The sequence below is a fragment of the Nocardia sp. NPDC050718 genome (assembly GCF_040654235.1).
Taxonomy (GTDB): Bacteria; Actinomycetota; Actinomycetes; order Mycobacteriales; family Mycobacteriaceae; genus Nocardia.
On sequence record NZ_JBFAHQ010000009.1, the window covers coordinates 126,830 to 152,455 of the forward strand.

Consider the following 25,626-nt stretch of genomic DNA (forward strand, 5'->3'; position numbering starts at 1 on the left):
AGAGTAACTTACTGCTCGGATCACGATGGAGGGGGTATCCATGACCGAGCAGGCCGGGCCGCTGTTGCGGCGTCACCTCGGCGACCGGCGATTCCTGTTGACGTTGCCGCGCGCGGTCGGGTTGCAGGTCCTGCACCCCGTCATCGCGACCGCGCTGTGCGAGCACGCGCCGAATCGCCTGTGGGAACACAAGAAACGCACCGTTTCGCAGATGATCTATCTGGCGCACACGGGCCGGGCCGCGGATTCGGTGATCCGCTTCGCCCACGAGCGCGTGAAGGGCGTCGACGACCGGGGACACCGCTACCACGCGCTGCATCCCGAGGTCTTCCTCTTCCAGCACGCCACCTACGTGGAGACGCTGCTGACCGCCGCCGACCTGTTCGGCCCGGCGCTCTCCCCGGACGACCGCGACCAGCTCTACCCGGAGACCCTGGCCTGGTACCGGACCTACGGCGTCAGCGATCGCCTGCTCCCCCGGACCCGCCCGGAATTCACCGAGTACTTCGCCGACGCCTGCGCGACCCAGCTGCGCGACGGTCCCGCCGCGCGCGAATTCCGCGATCAGGTGCTGCGCCCCGACGCCTGGATCGTCCGCCACCTGCCCGCCGGGGCCGCCAGGGCGATGCAGCATCCGCGGGCGCTCGCGCTGTTCGACGTCGCCCCCACCGCCGCCGACACCGCGGCACTGCGCGCCGTCGCGCTCACCGCGCGCACCGGATTCACGATGGCGCCCCGGCGACTTCGCTACGTGCCACAGACCCGGGTCGCGCGCTGACCGGGGCCGCCGGCTCGACGAACCGGCGGCCCCCTCCCCCTGGACGGGTCAGATGATCGCCTTGTGCTTGCGGATCCGGCGCCGCACGTCCGCCATCATCGCGTTGGTGCCGGAGAACCGGATGAACCGCGGAATGAACCGGTTGACGAAGCCGACGAAGAGGAACAGATTCTCGAATCGCCGCTGATCGGCCGCACTCCACTCGACACCCATCTGCTCCTGGAAGTGCGGCGGCAGGAAGCCCGCCGTCAGGAACCGCAGCAGCCCGCCCAGCAGCAGGCGCAGCGACCAGTGGATCATCCGCAGGTGCAGCAGGTCGTCGATGTAGGCGCGGAAATCGTCGTCGCACACCACGTCCCGGCACGCCTGCACCCAGTACGCGTCGAACTCGGCGTGGGTCTTGGGCCACATGTCGGGGTGCACCTGCAGAGTGGTGCCGAAGGTGTCCGCGCCCTGGTAGAACTGCTCGAGCTCGGCCTCGGTCATCTTGCCGCACAGCAGTTGATGGGTGTCCTCGTAGCCGATGTAGATCGCCGCCGCCACGTACAGCTGCAGGTTCCGGTCGAAGGCGTTGTACTTCACCTTCGAGTTCGGCCCCGACCGCACCTGCCGATGGGCGACGTTCACCGCCTCGCGCATCGCCCGCTTCTCCTCGTCGGAGCCGAGCACCGCCACCGCCAGATAGGCCGCGGTGGTCCGCAACCGCTTCCACGGGTGCACCATCAGCGCCCCCGACTCGACCGGGCTCTCCATCACGCCCGCCGCGACCCCGCGATGCGCGAACTGCATCGCCACATTCGCCGCCGCGCCCGCGAACGCCCAGAAGTCGAGCGCGTCCGCCAGTTGCGCGGGCCGCTTCCGCGGCGAACGGTGACTGTCGGGCAGCGGGATCCGCACCTGCGCCAGCGTCAACGGCGCGTGCGAGGCCGGGTCCGGCGCGGGTGCCGCGCTCGTCCCCGGCATGGGGACGTGACCCGGCCCCTCGGCCACGTACATCGCGCTGGTCGGGTCGTCGTAGTCGGGCTCGCCGGACTTCGCCGCGGTGGTCATCGCCGTCACACCCGTTCGATGATCGTCGCGTTGGCCATGCCGCCGGCCTCGCACATCGTCTGCAACCCGTAGCGACCGCCGGTCTGCTCGAGATGGTTGACCATGGTGGCGAGCAGCCGGGTACCCGATCCGCCGAGCGGGTGACCCAGCGCGATCGCGCCGCCGCGCGGGTTCACCCGCTCCGGATCGGCGCCGAGCTCGTGCTGCCACACCAGCGGAACCGGCGCGAACGCCTCGTTGACCTCGAAGGTATCGATGTCGTCGACGGTGAGCGAGACGCGCTCGAGCGCCTTGCGGGTCGCCGGGACGACCGCGGTCAGCATGAGCGTCGGGTCGTCGCCCGCCACCGCGAAGGAATGGAACCGCGCGCGCGGGGTCAGTCCCAGCTTCGCCGCCATCCGCTCACTCATGATCAGCGCCGCCGACGCGCCGTCGGTCAGCGGCGAGGAGTTGCCCGGGGTCACCGACCAGGAGATCTCCGGAAACCGTTCCAGCGCGGCGGCATCGGTGAACGCCGGACGCAGGTTCGCCAGACCCTCGACGGTCGTGCCAGGCCGGATCGTCTCGTCCGCGTCGAGGACACCGGCGGAGATCAGCTCCGCGTCGAAACCGCCCGCGGCCGCGGTAGCGGCCGCCAGCCGGTGTGAGCGTGCCGCGAACTCGTCGAGCGTGGTGCGGTCCAGTTTCCATCGGGCGGCGAGGATTTCGGCGGCGATGCCCTGGCCGATCAGCCCGGCCGGGTAGCGCACCGCGAGCGGACCGCGCAGCGCGTCCTTACCCTGCGCGTTGGAGAACATCGGCGCCCGGCTCATCGACTCCACGCCGCAGGCGATCGCCACGTCGTACGCGCCGGCGAGCACGCCCTGGGCCGCGAAGTGCACCGCCTGCTGGCTCGAGCCGCACTGCCGGTCGACCGTGGTGGCGGGCACGGACTCCGGGAAGTCCGCCGCCAGCACGGCCGTGCGGGTGATGTTGCTCGACTGTTCACCGCTCTGGGTGACGCATCCGCCGATCACATCGTCGACCAGGGCCGGATCGATCCCGGTCCGGTCGACCAGTTCGGCCAGCACCCCGGCTAGCAGGGTCGCCGGGTGGACCGACGACAGGCCACCACCGGGTTTTCCCCGCCCGGACGGTGTTCGGACAACATCGACGATGACCGCGGACATCATGATCCTCCTGCGCAACCGCCGACCGTCGGCGGCCTCAACGCCATAAGTTAATCACGATTCCGGCAGATTTCATCGATATTTCCACTGCTTCATGCACCGTAGACGGCAATCAGTGGACCATGTTACCGTCAATTCCGCATCGTGCGGTTGGGGTCGGGGGCGCGATGCGGGGGCCACATCGGCGACGGGCGACGCCGCCGCGACGCCGATGTGGCCACCGGACGAGCAGCCGCCGAACCCCGGAAACGTTACCGGCGATTTTGCTCACATTTCCCAGAATCCGTAGTAACTTAGCTCAGGCGATCAACGCGAATCGCCGCCAACTCTGCGGATCTGCTGTGTATTCACTGGGAGATCAGCCGAAGAAGTACCCGCCGACGACAGAATGCTCGGCAACATCATCGGACCGTCAGCGACGTCGGCCACCAGCCGTCGATGCCACCGGTCCCGCGGAAAGGAACACCGGTACACCATGTTGCGACGGCTCGACAGACTCTTGAGCTACGAGATGAAGGTCTCCGAGTTCCTCGGCACCCTGATCATCATCGGCATCCCGTACGGCATCGTCGGCGTCGTCTGGACGCTCACCCACACCGCGCATCTGCGCAACCTCTACGGCGTCGACCTGGTCATCTCGTTCCTCGGATCGATCGTCTGCTGGCCGGTGCTCACCTTCGCGAATGTGACGATGACCTGATGATGGCGCTGGTCTGGGTCATCGACATCGTGGTGACCGTCGTCAAGATCCTGGGTGGCCGAACGCAGGTCAATCCCGTTCTCCGCGTGGGCATGTGGATCTCGCTGCTGTGCGTCGTCGCGGCCGGTCTCGCCGCGGGCGCCGGCTTCCTCGTCTTACTCGAACGCTGGCTGAGCACGCTCTGAACCGCCGCGCTCCGGCGCGACAAGAAAGGATTCGGTGCGGCGTGACCTCCACCGAGCATTCCCCGGCGGGCACCGCGCCGCCGCAACCCTCCGAGGTCGGCCGGATCGCCGACAGCGTCACCGGTCTGTGGCAACGCCACCCCCAGCAGTCGGTCGAGACCCTGGGCAGGCAGGTGCTGCTCGGCCGGGCCGCGATCGCCCAGCTGTTCCTGTCCCTGGTGCAGCGGCGATTCCCGTTCCAGGAGTTCATCCGGCAGTGCGCCTTCATGGCCAATGTCTCCGCCGTGCCGACGGTGTTCGTCGCGATCCCGGTCGCGGTCGTCGTCTCCATCCAGGTCGGCGCGCTGGTCAACCAGGTCGGCGCGACCACCTTCATCGGCGCGGTGGCCGGGCTCGGCATCATCCGGCAGGGGGCGCCGCTGGTCACCTCGCTGATGATCGCGGGCGCGGTCGGTTCGGCCATCTGCGCCGACCTGGGCTCGCGCACCATCCGCGAGGAGATCGACGCCATGAAGGTGATGGGTGTCGATCCGGTGCGCCGGCTGGTCGCGCCGCGACTGGCGGCCGCGGTACTGGTCAGCATGCTGCTGTGCGGATTCATCGTGTTCGTCGGCTTCGCCACCGCCTACCTGTTCAACGTCTACGCCCAGCACGGCACCCCGGGGTCGTTCATCAGCTCCTTCGCGTCCTTCGCGGTCGCCAACGACCTGCTCGTGGCGCTGGTGAAGGCGGCGATCTTCGGAGCGCTCACCTCGATCATCGCCTGCGATATCGGTCTGCACACCAAGGGCGGGCCCGGCGGGGTGGCCAACTCGGTCAACTCGGCGGTGGTCTCCTCGGCGCTGATGCTGTTCGCCACCAACATCATCGTCACCCAGCTGTACAACACGCTGTTCCCCGCGAAGGTGGTGTGAGATGGCCGCCGAGTACATCCCGCCCGCGCTGCGCCCGGTCCGCGCCGTCGGCGCGGCCGCCAAGATCCCCGTCCAGGCCAATCAGCGGCTCGGGCACCAGGCCATCGTCTTCTTCCAGGCCCTGATCGCGATTCCGTTCACGCTGCGGCACTACCGCAAGGAGGTCGCGCGCCTGGTCGCCGATGTCGGCTGGGGCAACGGTTCGCTGATCGTGGGCGGTGGCACCGTCGGTGTCGTCATCGTGCTGTGCGCGTTCGGCGGCATCACCGTCGGCATGGAGTCCTACTCCGCGCTGAACCTGCTGACCATGGGCCCGCTGACCGGGGCCATCTCCGGTTTCGCCACCACCCGCGAGATCGCGCCGATTCTGGCCACCCTCGCCTTCGCCATCCAGTCCGGCTGCCGGTTCACCGCCCAGCTCGGCTCGATGCGGATCTCCGAGGAGATCGACGCGCTGGAATCGATCGCGATCCGGCCGCTGCCCTACCTGGTCACCACCCGGATGATCGCGGCCACGGTCACCATCGTCCCGCTCTACACCCTCGGCCTGGCGGTGGCCTACCTGGCGACCAAGCTGTCGGTGCTGTTCCTCGGCGGCACCACCGCAGGCACCTACGACCACTACTTCTTCCAGTTCCTGATCGGCGGCGACGTGTTCTTCTCGCTGTTCAAGGTGGTGGTGTTCGTCCTGATCGCCGCCTTCATCCAGTGCTACTACGGCTTCGTCGCCGCCGGTGGCCCCGAAGGTGTCGGGGTCGCGGCGGGACGGGCGATCAAGATGGTCATCGTCGTGATGGTCTTCACCAATCTGTTTCTCACCCTTGCTATCTGGGGCATCGACCCCGGATTCCGGATCTCGGGATAGGTCGATCGGATGATTCTCGATCCCAGTGGACGCGGGCCGACCGGTCGTCAGTTGACCGTCGCGGGCCTGGCCATGGTGTCCGCGGTCGCGGCCGCGCTGTATCTGCTCGGACTGCGCTACAACGGCGAGTTCGAAAGCACGGTGGTGGTCGGCGCCGAGCTGACCAGCACCGGTGACGGGTTGCCGCAGCGCGCCGACGTGAAGTATCGCGGCATGGTCGTCGGCGTGGTCGGCGACGTGGCGATGGTCGCCAAGGGCGAACGTCAGCACGCCACCTTCGAACTGAAACCCGGTATCGCCGAGACGATCCCGGATACGGTGACCGCCCGGGTGGTCCCCGACAACATCTTCGGCGTCTCCTCGATCCAGCTGGTCGACAACGGCGCCGCCACCGGCACGCTGCGCAGCGGTCACACCATCCACGAGGACACCAGCGCGGAGACGATCCAGCTGCAGTCCACCCTCAACACGCTGCGCGACGTCCTGGCCACCATCCAGCCCGAGAAGCTCGGCCGGGTGCTGGCGACACTGTCCGCGGCGCTCGACCCGGGTTCCCGGGTCCCGGGCTCCACCATCGAGCGGCTCGACACCTGGCTCACCTCGATCCACCAGATTCCCGAGATCGGCAACCTGCTCGGTGATTTCGGGCAGGCGGCCACCGCGCTGAGCCAGTCGGCGCCCGAGCTGGTCGGCGTGCTGGCCGACTCGGTGACCTCGGCGCGCACCCTCAACGAGCACCGCACCCAGCTGGTCGAGCTGCTCACCCAGGGCAATTCCGCGGTCGAGGCCGTCAACAGTCTCTTCGCCGCCAATCCCGATTCCGGCAAGGAGCTGGTGTCGGGCCTGGACGGACTGCTCGGCGGCATCGCCAAGGACCCGGGGGCGCTGCAGTCCGCGGCGGCCAATCTCAATGTCTCGCTGGCCAAACTGCAGCAGACCTTCACCTTCGGCCCGCGCAAGCAGATGGCGTGGCGGATGGACGTGTCGTTCACCCCGTTCCAGCAGTACACCGCCGAGGACTGCCCGCGCTACGGCGAGATGACCGGGCCGCGCTGCGGCGGACCGACCGTGCCCACGGTCGCACCGCCGCAGGAATACCCGGCGCAGCTCCTGCCACAGCGCCTGGAGGCAGCGGGTCCGGCGCCGGTGGTGCCGTCGGTGCCGATCCCGGGACTGCCCGCACTGCCGAGCATCTCGGTGCCCACGCTGCCCGGGCTGCCGACGATCCCCGGCCTGCCCGCCATCCCGGGCATCACCGCGCCCGCCGCGGCGACCGATCAGCCGCAGGCGACACCGCCGCGCAGGCTGACCGGCGTCTCCGCGGTGTCGGCGCTGGTCGGCGGGCGGCCGAACTTCACCCAGCTGCTGCTGCTCGGGTCGATCATCGGCACCGTCCCCCTCGTTCCCGATACCGAAGGTGGCCTGCGCCAGTGAAATACACCAAACCACTGGTCGGCTTCAGCTTCTTCGTGGTGCTGACGACCGTGCTCACCTACACCATCTGGTCCACGCTGCAACGCAGCGTCGCGGGCGAGACGAGTTCGTATTCCGCGGTGTTCACCGATGTCCTCGGGCTGCGGGTGGGTGACGACGTCCGCATGGCCGGGGTCCGGGTCGGCCGGGTCGACAAGATCGACTTCACCCCCGAGTACACCGCCAGGGTGGACTTCCGGATCGAGGCGAGACAGCACCTGACCGAGACGACGAAAGCCCTGGTCCGATACCAGAACCTGATCGGCCAGCGCTACCTCGCGCTGGCCCCGGGCGACGGCGCGGGCGCGGTCGTCCCGGTCGGCGCGCAGATTCCGCTGCACCGCACCGAGCCCTCGTTCGACGTCTCGACGCTGCTGTCCGGCTTCGAGCCGCTGTTCAGTGTCCTGCAACCCGATCAGATCAACTCGCTGTCGGAAACGCTGATCCAGGCGTTGCAGGGCAACGAGGTGTCGCTGGCGGCGTTGATCACCCAGGCCGCCGAGCTGGCGAGCACCTTCGGGGAGCGCGACCAGATCCTCGGCGACGTGCTCAGCAATCTGAGCTCGGTCCTCGCCGGCCTGGCCAATCGCAGCGGCGAGCTGGAAACCCTGATCACCCAGACCCGCGCCCTGATGGACGGGTTGTATGCCGAAGGGGAGTCGTTGAAGAGCTCCGTGGAACGTGTCGCGGGCGCGACGGACTCGCTGGTCTCGCTGATCGGCCAGGTCAAGCCGGGCCTCGGCGCCGCCCAGCGCGACGCCACCACCGGCGTGATGATGCTGCTCTACAACGGCGCGGCCCTGGACCGCGGCGCGGTCGAGCTGCCCGACTTCCTCAACGGCGTCGCCCGCTTCACCAGCTACGGCACCTACGGCAACGCCTACATCTGCCGGCTCGATGTCTCGCTGTGGGGCGTGGTGCTCCCCGAAGGCCTGTTCTCCCAGGTCGGCGGCAACTCGCAGTCGGGAGTGTGCCGATGATGCGGGTACGGGTTCCGGAGTTCTGGCGACGCAACAGGTACCTGCGTCTGGGCCTGTCCGCGGCGCTCGCGGTGGTCGTGCTGCTCGGTGGGTCCAGCCTGCTGGCCCAGGTCCGCCTGGGCGACAAGACGATCGACGCGGAGTTCGCCCAGGCGGCGGGTCTGCGGCCGGGCGCGACGGTCGACATCGCCGGCATCGAGGTCGGCGCCGTCCAGTCGGTGCGGCTGGTGAACGACCGGGTGGAGGTGGCGCTGCGGATCCGCGGCGACATCCGGCTCGGTCCCGACGCGCGGGCCGCGATCAAGATGTCGACGATCCTCGGCCGTCTGCACATCGAGCTGACGCCGGGCAACGGAAAGGGCTTGCCCGGCAACCGGATCGTGCTCGACCGCACCTCGGTGCCGTACAACCTGAGCAAGGTCGTGCAGGACCCGAAGTACACCTCCTCGTTCGAGCGCATCGAACGCATCGACGCGGCCAAGCTGCGCGACGCGCTCGATGTGCTCAACACCCAGCTCGGCGACTCGCCCGCGCTGGCGGTGCAGGCCCTCGACAGCATCGGCGCGCTGGCCCAGGTGATCAACAGCAGGCGCGACGAGGTCGACACGCTGTTGAAGAGCATGGACCAGGTCTCCCAGCTGGTCTCGGACAACCGCAACAGTGTGCTCCTGCTGCTGACCAGGGGCGAGGCCATCGGCGCCGCCGTCCAGCAGCGCCAGACCCTGCTCACCCAGCTGCTCGACAATGTCGCCGCCATGTCGAAGCTGCTGCAGGACATGGGCATCGAGAACAACGGCGAGCTGGGTCCGCTGATCCAGAACCTCAACACCATGGCCGACGGGTTGACCAAGAACAAGGAGAACCTGGACCGGCTCTACGAGATCTCCCCGGTCGCGTTGCGCCAGTTCAACAACGTGGTCGGCAACGGGCCCTACGGCGAGATCTGGGCGCCGTGGATCTTCCCGGACAACTGGCTGTGCTTCGCGCAAGCCGTACAGGGGTGCAACTGATGAACACACGACACACGAGCAAGGTGGCGGCGGTGTGCCTGACCGCGCTGCTCGCCTCGGGCTGCGCGCTGCTGCCCGAGAGCGTGACCGGGCTGGGTGACCGGATGGTGAGCCAGCAGAAGCGGATCAGCGCCGACTTCGAGAACGTCGCCGGGCTGTACCCGGGCAACGAGGTCTCGGTGCTCGGCGTTCCGGTCGGCGTCGTCGATTCGGTGACCCCGCGCGGCAGCTACGTGGAGGTGGTCATGTCGGTCGACCGGGACGTCCGGATCCCGGCCGAGGCGATGGCGGCGCTGGTGTCGCCGCAGCTGATCACCAACCGGCACGTCGAACTCGCGCCCGCCTACACCGGGTCGGGTCCCGAACTCGCCGACGGTGCGCATCTGCCGCTGGCGCGCACCAGGACACCGGTCGAACTCGACCGCATCCTGGCCAACTTCGATCAGCTCGGCGAGGCGCTCAAAGGTGGCAGCGAGACCGGGCCGATGGCGAGCCGGGTCCTGTTCCCGCTCCTCGACGGCAACGGTGACCGCCTGCGCGAGACCCTCGACGAGCTCTCGGCCGCGTTCGAGGTGACCTTCGCCAACAAGGACCAGATCGCCAACACGATCGTGAAGCTGAGCGAGATCACCCAGATCATCGCCGAGAACGACCAGACCGTCCGGGATTTCAGCGGCCGGATCACCGAACTGATCGCCCTGTTCGGCCAGCAGTCCCCCGGCCTGCAGGCGGTGCTCACCCAGCTCGACGACTTCATCACCAACACCTCCTCGGTGCTGGGCCAGAACCAGGACCAGCTCGCGGGCGCGCTCACCAAGTTCGTGGCGATCGCGGCCCAGATGCGGGCCAATGCCCGCAATCTCACCGAGGTCGTCGACGTGGCGCCGCTGCTGTTCCAGAACGTCGACAACGCGGTCAGCCGGGAGCGCCAGGCCCTGCGCCTGCACGGTCTGCTCGACAAGATCGTGCTCGACAGCGAGGCGCTGTCGCTGTTCTGCGAGCGCGTCCAGATGCGCCTCGACGGCTGCCGCACCGGAAAGATCGCCGATATGGGCCCGGATTTCGGGCTCACCGCCGCGCTGTTGGGACTGACGAAATGAATCTCCGCTCGGCCCTGGCGGCCACCGTGTGCGCCGCCGCCGTCGCCTCGACGAGCACCGCGTGCTCGATGACCGTGGCCGACCTGCCCATGCCGGAACCCGGCATCGGCGGGCCCGGCTACACCCTGCACGCCACCTTCCGCGACGCGCTGAACCTGCCCGATCGGGCCCACGTCAAGATCGGCGGCACCGATATCGGTGTCGTCACCGGCATTTCGACGACCTCGTTCCTGGCCGATGTGGAAATGCAGATCCGCGCCGACATCCAGTTGCCGCAGGGCACCACCGCGGAGCTGCGCCAGGCGACGCCGCTGGGCGACATCTTCGTCGCCATGACACTGCCCAGCGCCGAGACGGCCGGGCCGCCCCTGGTCGCGGGCGCGACCATCGGCGCCGAGCACACCGCGTCGGCGGCCTCGGTGGAGCAGTTGATGATCTCGATCTCGATGCTGCTCAACGGCGGTGGGCTCAATCAGGCCGCGCGGGTCACCGCCGAGCTCGACTCGATCTTCGCGGGCAAGGCGCCCCAGCTGCGGCACCTGGTCGGGGAGATGACCTCGGTCATCTCCGCGCTCAACCAGCGGACCGGCGATCTCGACGCCACGCTCGGCGGGCTGTCGGTGCTGACCGGCGAATTGGCCAGGCGCAAAACCGAACTCGGGGCCGCGGCGGACAGTTTCCCGCAGCTGATCGGCCTGTTCGCGGAGAACAATCAGGCCATCGTCGACCTGATCAACCGGGTCGCGGTCACCATGGACGCGCTCGGCGACTTCAGCGCGACCAACGGGCCGCAGTTCGTCAGCCTGTTCCAGAGCATCCAGAACCTCATGAACGGCTTCTCCCAGATGGGCGACGACCTCACCGGCACTCTCGACGGCTTCCACGCGCTGTACCCGTCGCTGGTCGACAGCCTGCGCGGCCCGAACCTGGCCGTGGCGGCCACTCTGTCCTATCTCGACGTCGGCGCGCTCACCGATCCCACCGGCAGCCGCTGGCCCGAGGCCGGGGACGTGCCCGCGTTCCTCGGCAGCCTCGCGGAGGTCATCGCCAAGGTGATCGGCCGCGTCACCAGTACCCCGCAGGCGCCGCAGCCGCAGCAGGAGGGACCCCGATGAATCCACCCCTGTGGCAGTGGCTGGTCCGCCATCGTGTCGCGGTCGCCAATGTCGGACTGGTCGTGGTGCTGGTCCTGGGCAGCCTCTATCTGGGCGGCGCGGTCCTGCGGTTCGACCCGACCCGCAGCCAGTACGACGTCACCGTGGAACTGGCGACGTCGGGCGGTCTCACGACGGGCAGCGACGTGACCTTCCGCGGCGTGCGCGTCGGCCGGGTCGGTGATGTGCGTGTCGCCGGCGACGGCATCGCCGCGGTCGCCGAGATCGACGGGAACACCCGGATTCCGGTGGGCGGCACCGTGGCCGTCGCCCGGTTGTCCGCCGCCGGTGAGCAGTATCTGGACTTCCGTCCCGCCGGTGAGTCCGGGCCGTTCCTGGCCGACGGCGCGGTCGTGCGCCGGGCCGACACCGCGGTCCCGGTCCAGATGCAGTCGGTGCTGGGCAATCTGAGCGGGCTGGTCGGCGGGATGAATCCCGAACGACTCAATGTCATCGTCGACGAACTCGACAAGGCGCTGGCCGGCGGCCCGGACGGGTTGCGCAACATGATCTCCGGGCTCAGCCGCGCCATGGCGGGCCTCACCGATCTGCTCCCGCAGACCGAACAGCTCATCCGCAATCTCGAGGTGATCGCGGCGACGACCTCGCACGCGCAGCCGGATCTCGGCACGCTGACCACCGCGGGCAGCGCGCTGTTCCGCCAGTTCACCGCCGCCGACGCGGAACTGCGGCATCTGCTCGAACAGGGTCCGGGACAGCTCGCCACCCTCGGCGGGTTCGTCTCCCGCACGCAGAACCCGATGACCGATCTGGTGACGAACCTGGTCGCCATCACCCGGGCGGCCAAACTGCGCCAGCCCGCCATCGAAGCGCTCTTCCCGTCGCTGAGCCGCTTCGCCGAGGCGGTCGGTGTCCCCGCCCACGACGGCATGTATTTCACGATGGTCGATCCCTGGCCGCGCCCGACCTGCGACTACGACACCGTGCCCGTGGTGGCCACCACGCCGACCACCGACACCAGGGTGCGCCTCTACAACTACTGCGTGACCAACAATCCGGCGCTGCAGATCCGCGGCTCGGCCAATGCCCCGCGGCCCGCCGGTCCCGACAACGGCTCCGGTCCCCCGCCCGGCGCCACCGGCAACGAGTTGTCCCAGCCCGCGGTCCCGGCACCTCGATAAGGAGTCCCCACGATGAACAACGAACAGACCACCACCGACGAGTCCCCGGTTGCCGAGCTGACCGCCGCCGACACCGAAACGCTCACTGCCGAAACAACATCCACGGCCCCGACTGTCGGGTTGGCATCGCGCCTGCGGGCGATGGACCGAAGGCGGCTCGGCCTGCGGGGCGCGGCGGCCGTCCTGCTCGGCGCCTCGCTGGCGGCCTCGGTGTTCCTGTTCTTCGAGAACCAGAACACCAAGGACCTGCTGGCGGCCCAGCAGCAGGCGCGCGAGGCCGCCTGCCACTACGGTCCGGTGCTGGCCGACTACGACAGCAAGAAGCTCGACGCGTACTTCGCCGCGGTCCTCGACGGCTCGACCGGCGACTGGAAGAAGCAGTTCGAGGCCACCAGCGGGGAACTGCGTGAGGTCCTCACCCAGGGCGAAGTCACCTCGAAGGTCACCGACACCCAGTGCGCGATCCGCACCGGCGACGAGGAGTCCGCCGAGGCGATCGTGGTGATCGGCCAGACCATCTCCAGCCTGGGCACCGAGCACAAGCCCAAGCCGGGGCAGCTGTCCATGGTGCTGCGCCTGCACAACGACAACGGCCGCTGGCTGGTCGAGAAGGTGAACTCCCCGCTGACGACGGCACCCGCCCAGTGACCGAACCCGGCGCGCTATCCCCCCGGCGCCGCGGCGGTTCCGCGCGCGCGGCCGAGGGCAGATCGCCGGGCACGCACGCCGACGCGCCGTCCTCGGACGCACCGGCGCGCACGGTCCGGCGCAGGCCCAAGAATCGCAGGGCGCAGATCGCCGCGGAATCGGCGGCGGCGTTCGGCGCGCACGGCTACCACGGCGTGAGCATGGACGACATCGCCCGCAGGCTCGATATCAGTTCGACCGCCCTGTACCGGCATTTCCCGAGCAAGTACGCGCTGTTCCGCGCCGAGCTGCTCCGGTTGTCGGGCCTGGCGCTACGGGCGGTCGAACTCCCCGAGGAGGCGGCGGGCTGGACACCACGGCAGCGCCTCGAGCACGTGCTCGCCGCCATCGTCGCCGCGACCATCGCCAACCGGCCCACCGCCGCCCTGGCCCGCTGGGAACGCCGCTATCTGGAACCGGAGGACCTCCGGGCGTTCAGCGATCAGTTCGCCGCCGCGATCGCGAGCCTGCGCGCGCGCATCGGCGAGGTCAGGCCGGAGCTGGACGGGCACGATCGCGCCGTGCGCGCGGTGTCCATCTACGCCGTCATCAGCAGCATCGGCGACCATCACGCGACGGTGCCCGCGAAAACCCTGGCCGCCCTGCTCGGTTCGCTGAGCTGGGCCGTGGTCGACGCCGACCTGTCGGGCCCGCGCACCGCGCCCCGCGTGCGCCGGACCAGTGACCGAGCGCCCCTGTTCAAACACGAGTTGCTGCTGCATCGGGCGGTCGAGCTGTTCCACGAGCGCGGATACCCGAATGTCAGCGTGGAGGACATCGCCGCGGCCGCCGAGCTGTCCTCGGCATCGGCGGTCTACCGCTATCACCGCAGCAAAAGCGATCTGCTGGTCGCGGCGTTCCGCCGGGCGGCCGACCGGGTGTCGGCGGCGATCCGGCCCGCGACCGCCGCCGCGCGCACGCCGGCCGCCGCGCTGGGCACGCTGATCGAGCTGTACGTGTCGGGGTCGTTCGACGAACGCGCGCTGACCTTCGTCTACTACGCGGAATTCCGGCATGTCGACCAGACCGACCAGGTGACGCTGCGCCATCTCCAGCAGCTGATCGTCACCGAGTGGGCCCGGCTGGTGGTCGCGGCCCGGCCGGAGCTCTCGCTCGGCGAGGCCCGCATCCTGGTGCACGCCGCCTTCAGCCTGGTCGTCGACCTCGGACGCACCTTCGGTGACGACGGAATCTGCCCGCAGGACACCGTGATCGGGCTGCTGGAGACCGTTCTGCTCGGCCGTCCACTGCCGCACTAGGCCCCGCCTGCCCGGCGCACGGCGGCCGGAACCGGCACATCGACTCCGGCCGCCGCGCTTCTCGATCACCCGTTCCCCGCGACAGTGAGTTCGCTGGGCTGCCGCACGGAACACGTGAGGAGGCACGACGCGCGATCACGCTGTGGCGAGGGGCACTTCCGCCACACACGTCGTCGCCGGGCACTTCGAACAGTACCTCGAGTTAACGGAATTGTCATCAACTTATTGATCTCGACAACCGGCATTGCGCCGCATGAGTATCAGCGAATTCGCATTGCCTAGCCAGAATCGTCAGTAACATAAGGCAGGGGTATCGACACCCGGCAACGGCGCGCACACGTCGAGGACGGCCGGGCAGACGACTGGACGAGACATGGGAATCACCTGGCAGTCCGCGCGACGCGGCTTCCTGCGATCGACCAACCGCCGGGCGGCGGCCGCGCCGGGCGGGCGCACCGTCGCCGTGTTCGGCGCCGGGCTCGCCGGACTGACCACCGCGCACGAACTCGCCGAACGCGGCTTCGCGCTCACCGTCTACGAACGGCTCGGCGCGGCGGGCGGGAAGTGCCGCAGCATCGTCAGCGATCGGGCCCTGCCCGGCGAGCACGGCTTCCACACCTTCTTCGGCTGCCACCGCGATCTGCCCGACACGCTGCGCCGTATTCCGTTCCGCCGCAACCGCGACGGCGTGTACGACAATCTGGTCCGGGTCGACGCGGCGACGATCGCGGGGATGGGACGCGCCGACTCGACCGCCGCGCTGCCGTTTCCCTTGCCGTCGCGCCAGAGCCCGAGGACGCCACGGCAGTTCGCCGATTCCTTCGCCTCGGTGTTCGAGACGCTGTTCCGCCTGCTCCCGCACGAGGCGCTGTTCGCCGCCGAACGGCTGGCGGTCTACATCTCGAGCTGCGAGGAACGCAGACTCGGCCAGTGGGAACGGATGAGCTGGAGCGAATTCGCGGGCCTGGACAACGCGTCGGCCGAATACCACCGCTTCCTCGGCGACGGTTTCCTCCGCACGCTGATGGCGACGCAAGCCCGCGCCTGCAGCGCGCATTCGATCGGCCTGACCGGCGAGGACTTCGTCCGGTCACTGCTGAACCCGGACGACGACCGCGACGACCGGGTGCTCAACGGGCCGACCTCGGCGACCTTCATCGATCCGTGGGTCACCCACCTGCGCTCACTCGGCGTCACCTTCGCGTTCGGCGCGCAGCTGTCGGGCTTCGATACCGACGGCGCGCACCTTCGGGCCGCCACGGTGACCGACCACACCGGAGCCAGGCATCGCGTCGAGGCCGACTACTACGTCTGCGCGATCCCGCCGGACAAGGCGACCGCGGTCTTCACCGCGGACGTTCTCGCCGCCGACCCCCGGCTCGACGGGGTGTCCTGGTTGCCGTCGATGGGGATGGTCGGCGTCCAGTTCTTCCTACGCAGACGGGCCGATCTCGCGACCGGCCATGTCGCCTACGTAGATTCGCCGTGGGGGCTGACCTCGATCGGCCAGGCACCGTACCGGCGGACCTCGGTCAGCGATCCCGGCACCCCGGATGTCTCCTACGACGGCGCGGGCTTCCTCCCGAAACCCGGCTCGTGGGCCGACCGGCCGGACGCGACCACCGCCATCGACAACCTGTTCCTCGCGGGCGACTGGATCCGGACCCCGGCGAATGTCGCGTGCATGGAAAGCGCGAACGAGGGCGGACGGCTGGCGGCGAACGCGGTTCTGCACGTCAGCGGTTCGGCGGCGGGCCGCGTCCCGATCACGCCCCGATTCCGGATGCCGCTGTGGGAGCCGTTGGAGCTCGCCGACAGCGCGCTCTATCACGCGGGTCAGCCCCACGCCTTCGACCTGACCGACCGCAGGTATCCGGTGCGCTGATCACGTCGCCCACCAGGCCGGATACGGCCACCCGTCCGCACTACCCGATTCCAGGCGGCCCGCACCAAGGGCCGCGGAAGGTGTTCACTCCATGCGCTCCGCTCCTCTCGCCGCGACCACGATCCTCGCGGCCGGGCTGCTCGTCACCGGTTCGGCCCGCGTCACCGCACCGGCCGTGCCCGAATTCATCGCCGCGCCGGCCACTGTCGAGTCGCTGCCGACCGAGTCGACCGTCGTCGGACTGCTCGCGCCCACGCCACCCACACCGCGCAAGCTGCGGACCGCGACGCCGCCGATCGAGCCGATCGCGGTCGCGGTCCCGTCGACCGGTACCACCGGCGGCCTCGGCATCCCCGAGATCGTCCTCGCCGCCTATCGCAATGCCGAACTGTCCCTGCAGACCTCGGCCCCGGGGTGTGGCGTGAGCTGGCATCTGCTGGCGGGCATCGGCAAGATCGAGTCCGATCACGCCGACCGGGGCAACACCGACGCCGAGGGCACCACGCTGCGCCCCATCTTCGGTCCGGCCCTCGACGGCACGCTGCCCGGCAACGAGGTGATCCCCGCCGCCGGGGGTGGATTCGTGCGCGCGGTCGGCCCGATGCAATTCCTGCCGAGCACCTGGAGCCGCTACGCCACCGACGGCAACGGCGACGGAACGACGGACCCGCACAATGTGTTCGACGCCGCGCTGGCCGCGGGCCGCTACCTGTGTGCCGACGGCACCGATCTGCGGGACGCCGCGGCGCGGCAGCGTGCGGTGCTGCGCTACAACTACTCGGCGGCCTACGCGGCCGACGTCCTCGGCTGGTCGGAGCGCTACCGCACCGGCGGTGCCCCGGTGCGCGTCGACGTCGTCCTCGACCCGGCGGCACCCACCCGGCCACCGGTCGACACCGCACCCGAAACTCCCGCTCCCACCGGGGAATCCCCGCTGGCACTCGAGCCCATGGCACCGACCCCGGCCCCGCCACGTGAGCCGGTGATTCTCGTGTCGCTCCCGGTGATCGGCGCGATCGAGTGCGGGATCCTGTGCGGCGAGCAGCCTTCGGACACCGAACAACCGCCGACCGAACCCGGCCCCACCCCGGGTCCACGGCTCGAATTGCCACTCGGCGTGGTGATTCCGCTGCCGATGCCGCAGGGCTGAGGAGTGTCGCGGGAACACCACGCACGGTCGTCGCATGCGGCCGGACGGCCTGTTCGACCGTGCGAGCACGAGTCCTAGCTGGGCGGACCCCGGATAGTTGCTCATGTATGCTGATTCTTGCTCACCCGAGCAAAACCGCGGATCGCGACCGCACGACACCGAGGAGTGCCGATGAGTTTCGCGCCGGACAGGCAGGCCCTGGCCCAACGGCCGGTCCCGGACTGGTACCGCGGAGCCAAGCTCGGCATCTTCGTGCACTGGGGCCCGTACTCGGTGCCCGCCTTCGCCGCACGCGGCACCGCGGACTACACCGCGTTCATGCGCGACCTCACCACCGGCGCGACGACCGCCGACCGGATCCCGTACGCGGAGTGGTACCTCAATTCGCTGCGGGTTCCCGGTTCCCCCACCGCGATCCACCATGCCGCCACCTACGGCGACGGTGTCGACTACACCGGCTTCCGGCCCCGCTTCGACGCGGCCGCGCGGGCGGTGGACTTCGACGAGTGGGCGGAGCTGTTCACCGGGGCGGGCGCCCGGTATGTCGTCCTGGTGACCCGGCATCTCGACGGATATCCCCTGTGGCCCACGGATATCGGCAATCCGCATATGCCCGCGGACTATCGCGCGTCCCGCGATCTCGTCGGCGACCTGTCGGCCGCCGTGCGGCAGCGGGGCGCGCGGATGGGCCTGTACTACTGCGGCGGCATGAACTGGACTTTCCGGACCGCGCCGCTGCGGACCATGACCGATCTGATCCGGCATCAGGCGCTGGGACCCGAATACGCCCGCTACGCCACCGCGCAGTGGCGTGAACTCATCGACACCTACGCGCCGTCGATCCTCTGGAACGACATGGGCTGGCCCGCCGAGGTGGATCCGCACGAGATCATGGCGCACTACTACGACACCGTCCCCGAGGGCCTGGTGAACGATCGCTGGATGCAAGCGAAGCTGCCGGCGAACCGGGTCGCCCGGGCCGCCTATCTGCGCTTTCTGGGCGGGGCGCTGCGGGTGATGGGCGCGCTCGGCAAGCCGATTCCCGACCCGCCCAAGGACTTCCACCACGACTTCACCACCTACGAGTACACCCCGCCCACCGACCCGCCGTCCGGCGCGTGGGAACTGACCAGGGGGTTGGGCAGGTCGTTCGGGTACAACGCCGAGGAGACCGCCGCGGACACCCTCACCGGGGCCGAGGTGATCCACCTGCTGGTGGACGTGGTGGCCGGGGGTGGCAATCTCCTGCTCAATGTCGGCCCCGACGGCGACGGGCGGATCCCCGACCTCCAGCGGGCGCCGTTGCGCGCGCTCGGTACCTGGCTCGGGCGCAACGCGGCGGCGATCTACGACACGGTCCCGTGGGAGCGGTCCGCCACCACCACGACGGACGGTCACCCGGTGCGCTTCACCCGGCGCGGCGACACCGTGCACGCGATCGTGCTGGCCGATCAGCCCGCGGGCGCGATCACCCTGCGCGACCTGACGATCCCCGACAGCGCCACGGTCGCCCTGGTTGGCGGGCCACCCGCACCGACCTGGCAGCAGCACGGCCCCGACCTGCTCGTCGAGCTACCGGCCCAGGCCGCACCGCAGCGGCACGCCTTCGCGCTCGCGATCACGGGGTGGTGATGGCCGGACAGCAGCGGCGTGCGGTGCTCACGATCACCGAACAGGCCCGCCGCGCCCAGATCGTGCGCGCCGCCATCGACACCATCGCCGAGACGGACTACGCCCGTGCCTCGTTCGCGGCCATCGCGCGCCGGGCCTGCCTCAGCAGCACCGGGATGATCTCGTACCACTTCCAGGGCAAACAGGACCTGATCACCGAGGTGATGCGCACGGTCCTGGCCGATTTCGCCGCCTTCGTGGTGGCGCGCACGGCGCCGGGTACCGCGTCCGAGGAGCTGGCCGGGTTCCTCCTCGCGAACAGCGAATTCCTGCGCGAGCACCGGCATCACCTGGTGGCGATGCTGCGCATCCAGGCCGCCGCGCCCGACAGCGCGGACCTGGGCGGACTGGCGGCCGCGGACCGGGCGAAGCTGGCCGAACTGCTGGCCCGCGGGCAGCGCGACGGCGAGTTCCGGGAGTTCGACACCGATCTGATGGCCGGGTTCGTCCTGTCGCTGCGCAACGGGGTGATCACCCGGGTCGCCGCCGAGCCCGATTTCGACCTGTCGGCGTGCACGCGCGAACTGCTCGCCACGGTCCGGGCGGCCACCGAACGGTGAGTCAGTCCTCGGCAGCCGGCGCGACCAGATCCGCCATCGGTGTCAGCGGATTGAGCATCACGCCGACCTTGCGCAGACTGCTGTCCACGATCGCCCAGATCGCTTCCTGCAGATAGGACGACAGCTCGGCGGCGTCCATCGGCTGCATGGCGCGGCTCAGCCAGCGGTTCACGCTGCCGTCGACGAAGCCGACCAGGCCGAAGGCCATCGGCTCGGCGATCGTCACCGGGGCGGACTGGGCGCGCAGCGCGTTCTCGAACACCTCCCGGACGGTGCCCGCGATGGCGATCTTGGTGCCGGACACGATCGGCGAATTGGGCCGCTTCTCCGCCGCCGACCCGGCACCGAGGAAATAGTGCAGTCGCGGGTTGGCGGCGATCCAGCCCACGTAGGCGTCCACCGAGCGTGCGATGGCCTCGGCGACGGTGCCTTCGGGGTTCAGGGTCGGGGCGAGCACGGCCATCAGGTCGTCGACGATGCGGGCCCGCAGTTGCTCGTCGAGGTCCTGGCGGTCCTTGAACAGCCGGTACAGCACCGATCGCGGCACCTCCGCGAGATCGGCGATCTCCTGCACCCCCACCGAGGCACCCTGGGCCTGCACGGCCGTCAGCGCCGCCGTGAGGATCCGGTCCCGGCGCTCGGCGCGATGCCGGTCCCACCGGCTGGCCCGGCCATCGGCGCGCTGTGCGGTCACGTTCCTCCCATCGGGCACCGGAACGGGGCGATCCGGCCCGGACAGTATCCCAGCCGGGTCCGGCACCCGGCCGACGCGGACTCGGGACAGATCACCGCCGATCGGCGATCCTGGTCTGGTCGGCGAGGATCACCGACGGAGAGGACCCGATCGATATGACGACCGCGTTGGCCGTGCTCGCCGCGGCCACATTCTGCTGGCTGGGCATGGTGCTGGCCATCTCGTTCCTGGAGGCGCCGCTGAAATTCCGCGCGCCCGGGGTCACCGTGCCGATCGGGCTCGGCATCGGCAGGCTCGTCTTCCGTGCCCTCAATATCGCCGAACTCGTCCTCGCCGCAACGATTCTCGCCGCGATCCTGGTCGACTCCCCCGGCACCGCGGCCACCCGGACCCTCACGGTGGCGATGGTCGTGTTCGCCGCGCAGGTCGCGGTCGTGCGCCCGCGCCTGACCCGCCGCAGCGACGCCGTGCTCGCCGGTGCCGACGTGCCACGATCGCACAGCCATTTCGCCTATATCGCCCTCGAGGTCGTGAAGGTGCTCGCCCTGCTGGTCGGCGGCATCCTCGTGCTGGCGCACAGCATGCCCTGACCGGCCGCGCCACGCCCGGCGATCGGGTTGACATCGTGCGTAATAATGTAACGCATGAGCTCCAGCCGGATCGGGACGACGATCACCGACGAGTCCGCGATCGGCCTGGCTGCTGCCCTCCGCGCAGGTGAGGTGAGTGCCCGCGCGGTGGTCGATGCCCACATCGCCGTGCTCGAACGCTTCGCCCCGGCGACGAACGCCGTCGTCGTCGAGCGCTACGCGGCCGCGCGCGCCCAGGCCGACGCGGCCGACGCGCAGCTGGCGACCGGCCCCGCGACGCTGCCGCCGCTGTTCGGCGTGCCGATCACCGTCAAGGAGTCGCTGGCCGTGGCGGGCCTGCCCCACACGGCGGGTGTGCTGGCCCGCAGGCACCTGCGCCCGTCCGCGAACGCGACGGTGGTGCAGCGGGTGCTCGACGCCGGGGCCATCCTGCTCGGGCTGACCAACACCTCCGAGGGCTGCATGTGGATCGAGTCCGACAATCGGGTCTACGGCCGCACCAGCAATGTCCACGACCGGACCCGCACGGCGGGTGGATCCTCCGGTGGTGAGGGCGCGGCGGTCGGCAGCGGCGGGTCCCCGCTCGGCCTGGCCACCGACACACTCGGGTCCATCCGCATTCCGGCGTTCTGCAACGGCGTCTTCGGCCACCGCCCGTCGACCGGCCTGCTGCCGACCACCGGCGCGTGGCCGCCGCCCTACGGCGTCGCCGCCCTCTGCGCGAACGGCCTGATCGCCCGCCGCGCCGAGGATCTGATGCCCCTGCTGCGGATCATGGCCGGTCCGGACGGCGTGGACCCGCTCGCGCGGGAGATGACGCTCGGTGATCCGGCGACCACCTCGCTGGGTGGGGTGCGGGTCGTGCTGCTCGACGGCGCGTTCGCCCCCGGCGTCGGCCGGGAGGTGCTCGCCGCGCGTGATCGCGCGGCCGCCGCGCTGGCGAGCGCGGGCGCCGAGATCGTCCGCGTCCGGACGGGGTCGCTGCGGATGATCGGACTGTTCACCACGATGGTGCTCGCGAAGGAGACCGGCATCAGCTTCGCCGAGATCATGCGCGGCGAGGGCGCCGACATCCTGGCCGCACGGCAGCTCGCGGGCCTGCCCGGCGACCACACCCTGCCCACCCGGCTGCTCGCGCTCGGCGAACTGCTCGCCGCTCGCGTGCCCGCCGGACCGGCCCGGCGGATCACCGGGGCCGCTCACGCGGCCGCCGCAGAGATCGCCGGGGCCATCGGCGACGGTCTGCTCCTGCATCCCACACTCACCTCCGTCGCGCCGCGCCACGGTCGCACCACCGGGCAGCCGTGGCGTACCGACGCGGTCGCCCCGTTCAGCCTCGCCGGGCTGCCGGTGACCCAGGTTCCGCTGGGCCGGGGTGCGCACGGGCTGCCGCTGGGTGTGCAGGTGGTCGCGGGTGCCGGCCGCGACCACCTGTCGATCGCCGCGGCCCTCACCCTCCAGGACGCCTTCGGCGGGTGGGTGCGGCCGCGGCCGTGACCGCGCTCAGGCGGTCACCGAGGCGTCCCTGGGCAGGCCGAGCATCCGCTCACCGATGACATTGAGCTGCACCTCGGTGGTGCCACCGTAGATGGTGGTGGCGCGACCGGCGATCAACTGTTCCATCGCGTGATCGCTGCGCTCGCCCGGCACCGAGACCACCCCCGCGACCCCGAGCTCGGCGACGACGAACTCCGAGATCGCCTGTCCCAGGCCCATTCCCAGCAGCTTGCCGACGCTGGATGTGGTCGACACATCGATGCCGGAGAGCTGCTTGAGCACCACCCGCGACCCGATCACGTCCACCGCCCGGCTCTCGGCCATCAGCTCGCCGACGTGATAGCGCGCCACCGGCGAGAGCTCCCGGCCGATGGCGAACCGCAGCAGATCGGTGTCGGTGGCGTAGGCCTCCATCTTCTGGCTCAGCGCCACCCGCTCACCGGCCAGCGTCGTGCGGGCCACGTGCCAGCCGTCGTCGACCGCCCCGACCACGTTCGCGTCGGGGATGAACACGTCGTCCAGGAACACCTCGTTGAACAGCGCCGATCCGGTCATCTCCCGCAGCGGCCGCACGGTGATCCCCGGCGTCGACATGTCCAGCACGAAATAGGTGATGCCCTCGTGCTTGGGCTTGTCCGGGCTGGTGCGGGCGATCAGCATCGCCCAGTCGGCGAACTGCGCGACCGTGGTCCAGATCTTCTGGCCGGAGATCCGCCAGCCACCGTCGACCTTGGTGGCCTTGGTGGTCAGGCTCGCCAGGTCCGACCCCGCGCCCGGCTCGCTGAACAGCTGGCACCACACCAGTTCCCCGCGCAGGGTCGGCACGACCAGTTCCCGCTGCTGCCGTTCGTCACCGTGCGGGACGATCGCGCCGACCGCCCAGGTGCCCATCAGCAGCTGCGGCATCGGAATCCCCGAGGCCTTGATCTCCTGCGAGATCACCACCTGCTCGAGCGGCGATGCCGACCGGCCGTAGGGACGCGGCAGGTGCGGCAGGTTCCAGCCGCCGTCACCGAGGGCGACCAGCTGCTCGTCCTCGTCGTCGATCGCGGCGATCACCGCGAGCTCCGCGCGGATCCCGGCCCGGATCTGTTCGGCCTCGGCGGGCAGTTCCAGCTCGCTCGACAGCGTCGCGCCCGACAGCGCGTAGCCCGCGACCGTCTCGGCCCGTTCGTCCCGTGCCCCGAGCTGTCCCCGCAGCGCGAGCGCGCGCCGGTAGTACAGGTGCGCGTCGTGCTCCCAGGTGAAGCCGATGCCGCCGTGGACCTGGATGCAGTCCTGGGCCACCTGAACCGCGGCGTCGGGAATGATCAGTGCGGCGACCGCGGCCGCGTAGTCGGCGTTCTCGTCGTCGCGGTCGAGCGCGAACGCGGCGTCCCACAGGACCGCCCGCGCCTTCTCCAGCGCGATGCCCATGTGCGCGCACTTGTGCTTGACACCCTGGAACTGCCCGATCGGCCTGCCGAACTGCACGCGGGTCTTGGCGTACTCCGCCGCGGTGGAGACACACCACGACATCACCCCGACCGCCTCGGCGCCCAGCACCACCGCCGCCACCGAGCGCACTCGCGCCGTGGACACCGCGAGCACCCGCTCGGCGGACACCTCGACCGCATCCGCGTGCAGCCGGGCCGCGCCGCGCAGCACGTCGACGGAATCCTGTGCGCTCACGGTCAGATCCACGTTCTCGAACGCCACCCACCGCCGGTCACCGTCCACGGTGACCGGCGCCAGGATGACGTCCGCCGACACCGCCCCGGTCACGCCGTCGGCCGTCCCGTCGACGATCAGCGCACCGTCACGCAGCACACCCGTCAGCCCCGACGACAAGGCGACGGCGCCGGTGCGCGATCCGTCGGCCAGCCCGGGCAGCTGGGCCCGCGCCCACGTCCCGCCGTCCTGGGCGAGCACCGCGCTGGTCAGCACGGTCGGTACAAACGGACCGGTGTGCAGACCGCGGCCGAGCGGTTCGAGCGCGACGGCCAGGGTGAGCAGACCCGCGCCCTGGCCGCCCAGGTCCTCGGAGACGTGCAGACTCAGCAGATCCTGGGCGACGAGCGCGTCCCAGTACGGCAGCTGCTTGCCCGCCTCGGTGGATTCGACGGCCGCGCGGACGATCTCGGCGGTGACGGTGCGCTCGACGAATCCGCTGACCGCGTCGGCGAGCGCCAGGTGGTCCTCGCTGACGCCGACGCCGAGCTCATAGCTGTTGCGTGCCATGACTAGCTGGTCTCCTTCAGCCGGGCGGCGACCTCGTCGATGGTCCACGGGCCGTCGGTCTCGACCGTGCGCACGTCGTGCCACCCGGCCAGTTCGACGATCGCGCCGCCCTGCACCGCGAACACCTTGCCGGTGAGCGGGCAGCCGGCCTCGGCCAGGTGCGCGACCAGCGGTGAGATATTGGCGGGGGCGAACGCGTCGAACTCCCCCTCGGGCACCTCGGCGGCGAATAGCGCCCCCATGCCCGGGGTCGCCAGCGTCAGCCGGGTGCGGGCGATCGGGGCGATCGCGTTGACCCGCACGCCGTAGCGTTCGAGCTCGTCGGCGGCCACCAGCGTCAGCGCGGCGATGCCCGCTTTCGCGGCGCCGTAGTTGCCCTGGCCCGCGTTGGGCATGAACGTGCCCGAGGCCGAGGCGGTGTTGATCACCGAGGCCGCGACCGGAGTGCCCGCCTTGGCCTGCGCCTTCCAGTACGCCGCGGCGTGGTGCAGGGTGGCGGCATGGCCCTTGAGGTGCACGGCGATGACGGCGTCCCACTGGGACTCCTCCATCCCCGCGATGAACGCGTCGCGCAGGATGCCGGCGTTGTTGACCAGCACATCGAGCGAGCCGTACTCGCTGATCGCTTGGTCGACAAGGGCTTTCGCGCCGTCCCACGTAGCGATGTTGTCGGTGTTGGCGACCGCCCGGCCCCCGGCGGCGACGATCTCGTCGACCACCTGCTGGGCGGGACCGGCGTCGCTGCCGGAACCGTCGTTGGCGCCGCCGAGATCGTTCACCACGACCTGCGCGCCCTCGCGGGCGAACAGCAGCGCGTGTTCGCGGCCGATACCGCGTCCGGCGCCGGTGACGACGGCGACGCGACCGTCAAGTTTTCCCATGAGTCTTCAGTC

Annotated in this window: 24 protein-coding genes; 19 read left to right on the forward strand and 5 right to left on the reverse strand. The window is 70.1% G+C overall.

What is annotated here, in order from left to right:
* Positions 1-40 precede the first annotated feature (40 nt).
* Positions 41-778: an oxygenase MpaB family protein gene (locus AB0H54_RS30100; protein WP_357349941.1), complete on the forward strand. Its 738-nt coding sequence runs from the start codon at positions 41-43 to the stop codon at positions 776-778.
* 48 nt (positions 779-826) lie between these two features.
* Here AB0H54_RS30100 and AB0H54_RS30105 read toward each other — a convergent pair whose 3' ends face one another.
* The gene (locus AB0H54_RS30105) at positions 827-1,741 is read right to left on the reverse strand and encodes an oxygenase MpaB family protein (RefSeq protein ID WP_355283954.1); all 915 of its coding nucleotides are present in this window, start codon (positions 1,739-1,741) and stop codon (positions 827-829) included.
* Positions 1,742-1,833: 92 nt separating this feature from the next.
* Entirely contained in the window at positions 1,834-3,000 is a 1,167-nt protein-coding gene (locus AB0H54_RS30110; RefSeq protein ID WP_357349943.1) for a thiolase family protein, read from the reverse strand.
* Between the two features lie 472 nt (positions 3,001-3,472).
* Here AB0H54_RS30110 and AB0H54_RS30115 point away from each other — a divergent pair, with 472 nt between their 5' ends.
* From AB0H54_RS30115 to AB0H54_RS30190, 16 genes are all read left to right on the forward strand, one after another.
* Complete coding sequence (locus AB0H54_RS30115) at positions 3,473-3,697, forward strand: hypothetical protein (RefSeq protein WP_357349945.1); 225 nt, start codon at positions 3,473-3,475, stop codon at positions 3,695-3,697.
* Entirely contained in the window at positions 3,697-3,882 is a 186-nt protein-coding gene (locus tag AB0H54_RS30120; protein WP_357349947.1) for a hypothetical protein, read from the forward strand. The genes AB0H54_RS30115 and AB0H54_RS30120 overlap by 1 nt, the downstream gene beginning before the upstream one ends.
* A 104-nt stretch (positions 3,883-3,986) precedes the next feature.
* Positions 3,987-4,796, forward strand: a complete 810-nt coding sequence (locus AB0H54_RS30125) for an ABC transporter permease (protein WP_357350045.1) — start codon at positions 3,987-3,989, stop codon at positions 4,794-4,796.
* A gap of 1 nt (position 4,797) precedes the next feature.
* Entirely contained in the window at positions 4,798-5,661 is an 864-nt protein-coding gene (locus AB0H54_RS30130) for an ABC transporter permease (RefSeq protein WP_355283853.1), read from the forward strand.
* A 9-nt stretch (positions 5,662-5,670) separates the two neighbouring features.
* On the forward strand, positions 5,671-7,095 hold the full coding sequence (locus tag AB0H54_RS30135) for an MCE family protein (protein WP_357349950.1): 1,425 nt from the start codon (positions 5,671-5,673) through the stop codon (positions 7,093-7,095).
* Complete coding sequence (locus AB0H54_RS30140) at positions 7,092-8,114, forward strand: MlaD family protein (RefSeq protein ID WP_357349952.1); 1,023 nt, start codon at positions 7,092-7,094, stop codon at positions 8,112-8,114. Before AB0H54_RS30135 ends, AB0H54_RS30140 begins: the two co-directional genes overlap by 4 nt.
* On the forward strand, positions 8,111-9,124 hold the full coding sequence (locus tag AB0H54_RS30145; RefSeq protein WP_357349953.1) for an MCE family protein: 1,014 nt from the start codon (positions 8,111-8,113) through the stop codon (positions 9,122-9,124). Before AB0H54_RS30140 ends, AB0H54_RS30145 begins: the two co-directional genes overlap by 4 nt.
* Positions 9,124-10,224 (forward strand): MCE family protein, encoded by a 1,101-nt coding sequence (locus AB0H54_RS30150; protein WP_357349955.1) that lies wholly within the window; start codon positions 9,124-9,126, stop codon positions 10,222-10,224. Before AB0H54_RS30145 ends, AB0H54_RS30150 begins: the two co-directional genes overlap by 1 nt.
* Positions 10,221-11,339 (forward strand): MCE family protein, encoded by a 1,119-nt coding sequence (locus tag AB0H54_RS30155; RefSeq protein WP_357349957.1) that lies wholly within the window; start codon positions 10,221-10,223, stop codon positions 11,337-11,339. The genes AB0H54_RS30150 and AB0H54_RS30155 overlap by 4 nt, the downstream gene beginning before the upstream one ends.
* Positions 11,336-12,520 carry an MCE family protein gene (locus tag AB0H54_RS30160; protein ID WP_357349959.1) on the forward strand — a complete coding sequence of 395 codons (1,185 nt, stop codon included), beginning with the start codon at positions 11,336-11,338 and terminating at the stop codon, positions 12,518-12,520. The genes AB0H54_RS30155 and AB0H54_RS30160 overlap by 4 nt, the downstream gene beginning before the upstream one ends.
* Before the next feature lie 12 nt (positions 12,521-12,532).
* Entirely contained in the window at positions 12,533-13,168 is a 636-nt protein-coding gene (locus tag AB0H54_RS30165; protein WP_357349961.1) for a hypothetical protein, read from the forward strand.
* Positions 13,165-14,466, forward strand: a complete 1,302-nt coding sequence (locus tag AB0H54_RS30170; RefSeq protein WP_357349963.1) for a TetR family transcriptional regulator — start codon at positions 13,165-13,167, stop codon at positions 14,464-14,466. The genes AB0H54_RS30165 and AB0H54_RS30170 overlap by 4 nt, the downstream gene beginning before the upstream one ends.
* A gap of 373 nt (positions 14,467-14,839) precedes the next feature.
* Positions 14,840-16,351, forward strand: coding sequence for an FAD-dependent oxidoreductase (locus tag AB0H54_RS30175; RefSeq protein WP_357349965.1), 1,512 nt, complete (start codon positions 14,840-14,842; stop codon positions 16,349-16,351).
* A 91-nt stretch (positions 16,352-16,442) separates the two neighbouring features.
* A complete protein-coding gene (locus tag AB0H54_RS30180; RefSeq protein ID WP_357349967.1) occupies positions 16,443-17,501 on the forward strand; it encodes a lytic murein transglycosylase in 1,059 nt (352 codons plus the stop codon).
* Between the two features lie 171 nt (positions 17,502-17,672).
* The gene (locus AB0H54_RS30185) at positions 17,673-19,133 is read left to right on the forward strand and encodes an alpha-L-fucosidase (RefSeq protein ID WP_357349969.1); all 1,461 of its coding nucleotides are present in this window, start codon (positions 17,673-17,675) and stop codon (positions 19,131-19,133) included.
* The gene (locus AB0H54_RS30190; protein ID WP_357349971.1) at positions 19,133-19,732 is read left to right on the forward strand and encodes a TetR family transcriptional regulator; all 600 of its coding nucleotides are present in this window, start codon (positions 19,133-19,135) and stop codon (positions 19,730-19,732) included. Before AB0H54_RS30185 ends, AB0H54_RS30190 begins: the two co-directional genes overlap by 1 nt.
* Position 19,733: 1 nt before the next feature.
* On the opposite strand, the gene AB0H54_RS30195 is transcribed toward AB0H54_RS30190, so the two are convergent.
* Positions 19,734-20,426 (reverse strand): TetR/AcrR family transcriptional regulator, encoded by a 693-nt coding sequence (locus AB0H54_RS30195; protein ID WP_357349973.1) that lies wholly within the window; start codon positions 20,424-20,426, stop codon positions 19,734-19,736.
* Between the two features lie 155 nt (positions 20,427-20,581).
* On the opposite strand from AB0H54_RS30195, the gene AB0H54_RS30200 reads away from it, so the two are divergent.
* Positions 20,582-21,016: a hypothetical protein gene (locus AB0H54_RS30200; RefSeq protein ID WP_357349975.1), complete on the forward strand. Its 435-nt coding sequence runs from the start codon at positions 20,582-20,584 to the stop codon at positions 21,014-21,016.
* 54 nt (positions 21,017-21,070) lie between these two features.
* Positions 21,071-22,513, forward strand: coding sequence for an amidase (locus AB0H54_RS30205; RefSeq protein ID WP_357349976.1), 1,443 nt, complete (start codon positions 21,071-21,073; stop codon positions 22,511-22,513).
* 6 nt (positions 22,514-22,519) lie between these two features.
* On the opposite strand, the gene AB0H54_RS30210 is transcribed toward AB0H54_RS30205, so the two are convergent.
* Both AB0H54_RS30210 and AB0H54_RS30215 read right to left on the reverse strand, forming a co-directional pair.
* Positions 22,520-24,733: an acyl-CoA dehydrogenase gene (locus AB0H54_RS30210; protein ID WP_357349978.1), complete on the reverse strand. Its 2,214-nt coding sequence runs from the start codon at positions 24,731-24,733 to the stop codon at positions 22,520-22,522.
* Between the two features lie 2 nt (positions 24,734-24,735).
* Positions 24,736-25,614: an SDR family oxidoreductase gene (locus AB0H54_RS30215; protein WP_357349980.1), complete on the reverse strand. Its 879-nt coding sequence runs from the start codon at positions 25,612-25,614 to the stop codon at positions 24,736-24,738.
* Positions 25,615-25,626 lie beyond the last annotated feature (12 nt).

Excerpts from the sequence above, each read along its gene's own strand:
- AB0H54_RS30145 (WP_357349953.1), top strand. The coding sequence starts at position 8,111 with ATGATGCGGGTACGGGTTCCGGAGTTCTGGCGACGCAACAGGTACCTG.
- AB0H54_RS30135 (WP_357349950.1), top strand. The coding sequence starts at position 5,671 with ATGATTCTCGATCCCAGTGGACGCGGGCCGACCGGTCGTCAGTTGACC.
- AB0H54_RS30110 (WP_357349943.1), bottom strand. The coding sequence starts at position 3,000 with ATGATGTCCGCGGTCATCGTCGATGTTGTCCGAACACCGTCCGGGCGG.
- AB0H54_RS30190 (WP_357349971.1), top strand. The coding sequence starts at position 19,133 with ATGGCCGGACAGCAGCGGCGTGCGGTGCTCACGATCACCGAACAGGCC.
- AB0H54_RS30130 (WP_355283853.1), top strand. The coding sequence starts at position 4,798 with ATGGCCGCCGAGTACATCCCGCCCGCGCTGCGCCCGGTCCGCGCCGTC.
- AB0H54_RS30150 (WP_357349955.1), top strand. The coding sequence starts at position 9,124 with ATGAACACACGACACACGAGCAAGGTGGCGGCGGTGTGCCTGACCGCG.
- AB0H54_RS30165 (WP_357349961.1), top strand. The coding sequence starts at position 12,533 with ATGAACAACGAACAGACCACCACCGACGAGTCCCCGGTTGCCGAGCTG.
- AB0H54_RS30160 (WP_357349959.1), top strand. The coding sequence starts at position 11,336 with ATGAATCCACCCCTGTGGCAGTGGCTGGTCCGCCATCGTGTCGCGGTC.
- AB0H54_RS30200 (WP_357349975.1), top strand. The coding sequence starts at position 20,582 with ATGACGACCGCGTTGGCCGTGCTCGCCGCGGCCACATTCTGCTGGCTG.
- AB0H54_RS30205 (WP_357349976.1), top strand. The coding sequence starts at position 21,071 with ATGAGCTCCAGCCGGATCGGGACGACGATCACCGACGAGTCCGCGATC.
- AB0H54_RS30175 (WP_357349965.1), top strand. The coding sequence starts at position 14,840 with ATGGGAATCACCTGGCAGTCCGCGCGACGCGGCTTCCTGCGATCGACC.
- AB0H54_RS30120 (WP_357349947.1), top strand. The coding sequence starts at position 3,697 with ATGATGGCGCTGGTCTGGGTCATCGACATCGTGGTGACCGTCGTCAAG.
- AB0H54_RS30185 (WP_357349969.1), top strand. The coding sequence starts at position 17,673 with ATGAGTTTCGCGCCGGACAGGCAGGCCCTGGCCCAACGGCCGGTCCCG.
- AB0H54_RS30115 (WP_357349945.1), top strand. The coding sequence starts at position 3,473 with ATGTTGCGACGGCTCGACAGACTCTTGAGCTACGAGATGAAGGTCTCC.
- AB0H54_RS30100 (WP_357349941.1), top strand. The coding sequence starts at position 41 with ATGACCGAGCAGGCCGGGCCGCTGTTGCGGCGTCACCTCGGCGACCGG.
- AB0H54_RS30210 (WP_357349978.1), bottom strand. The coding sequence starts at position 24,733 with ATGGCACGCAACAGCTATGAGCTCGGCGTCGGCGTCAGCGAGGACCAC.
- AB0H54_RS30180 (WP_357349967.1), top strand. The coding sequence starts at position 16,443 with ATGCGCTCCGCTCCTCTCGCCGCGACCACGATCCTCGCGGCCGGGCTG.
- AB0H54_RS30105 (WP_355283954.1), bottom strand. The coding sequence starts at position 1,741 with ATGCCGGGGACGAGCGCGGCACCCGCGCCGGACCCGGCCTCGCACGCG.
- AB0H54_RS30155 (WP_357349957.1), top strand. The coding sequence starts at position 10,221 with ATGAATCTCCGCTCGGCCCTGGCGGCCACCGTGTGCGCCGCCGCCGTC.
- AB0H54_RS30215 (WP_357349980.1), bottom strand. The coding sequence starts at position 25,614 with ATGGGAAAACTTGACGGTCGCGTCGCCGTCGTCACCGGCGCCGGACGC.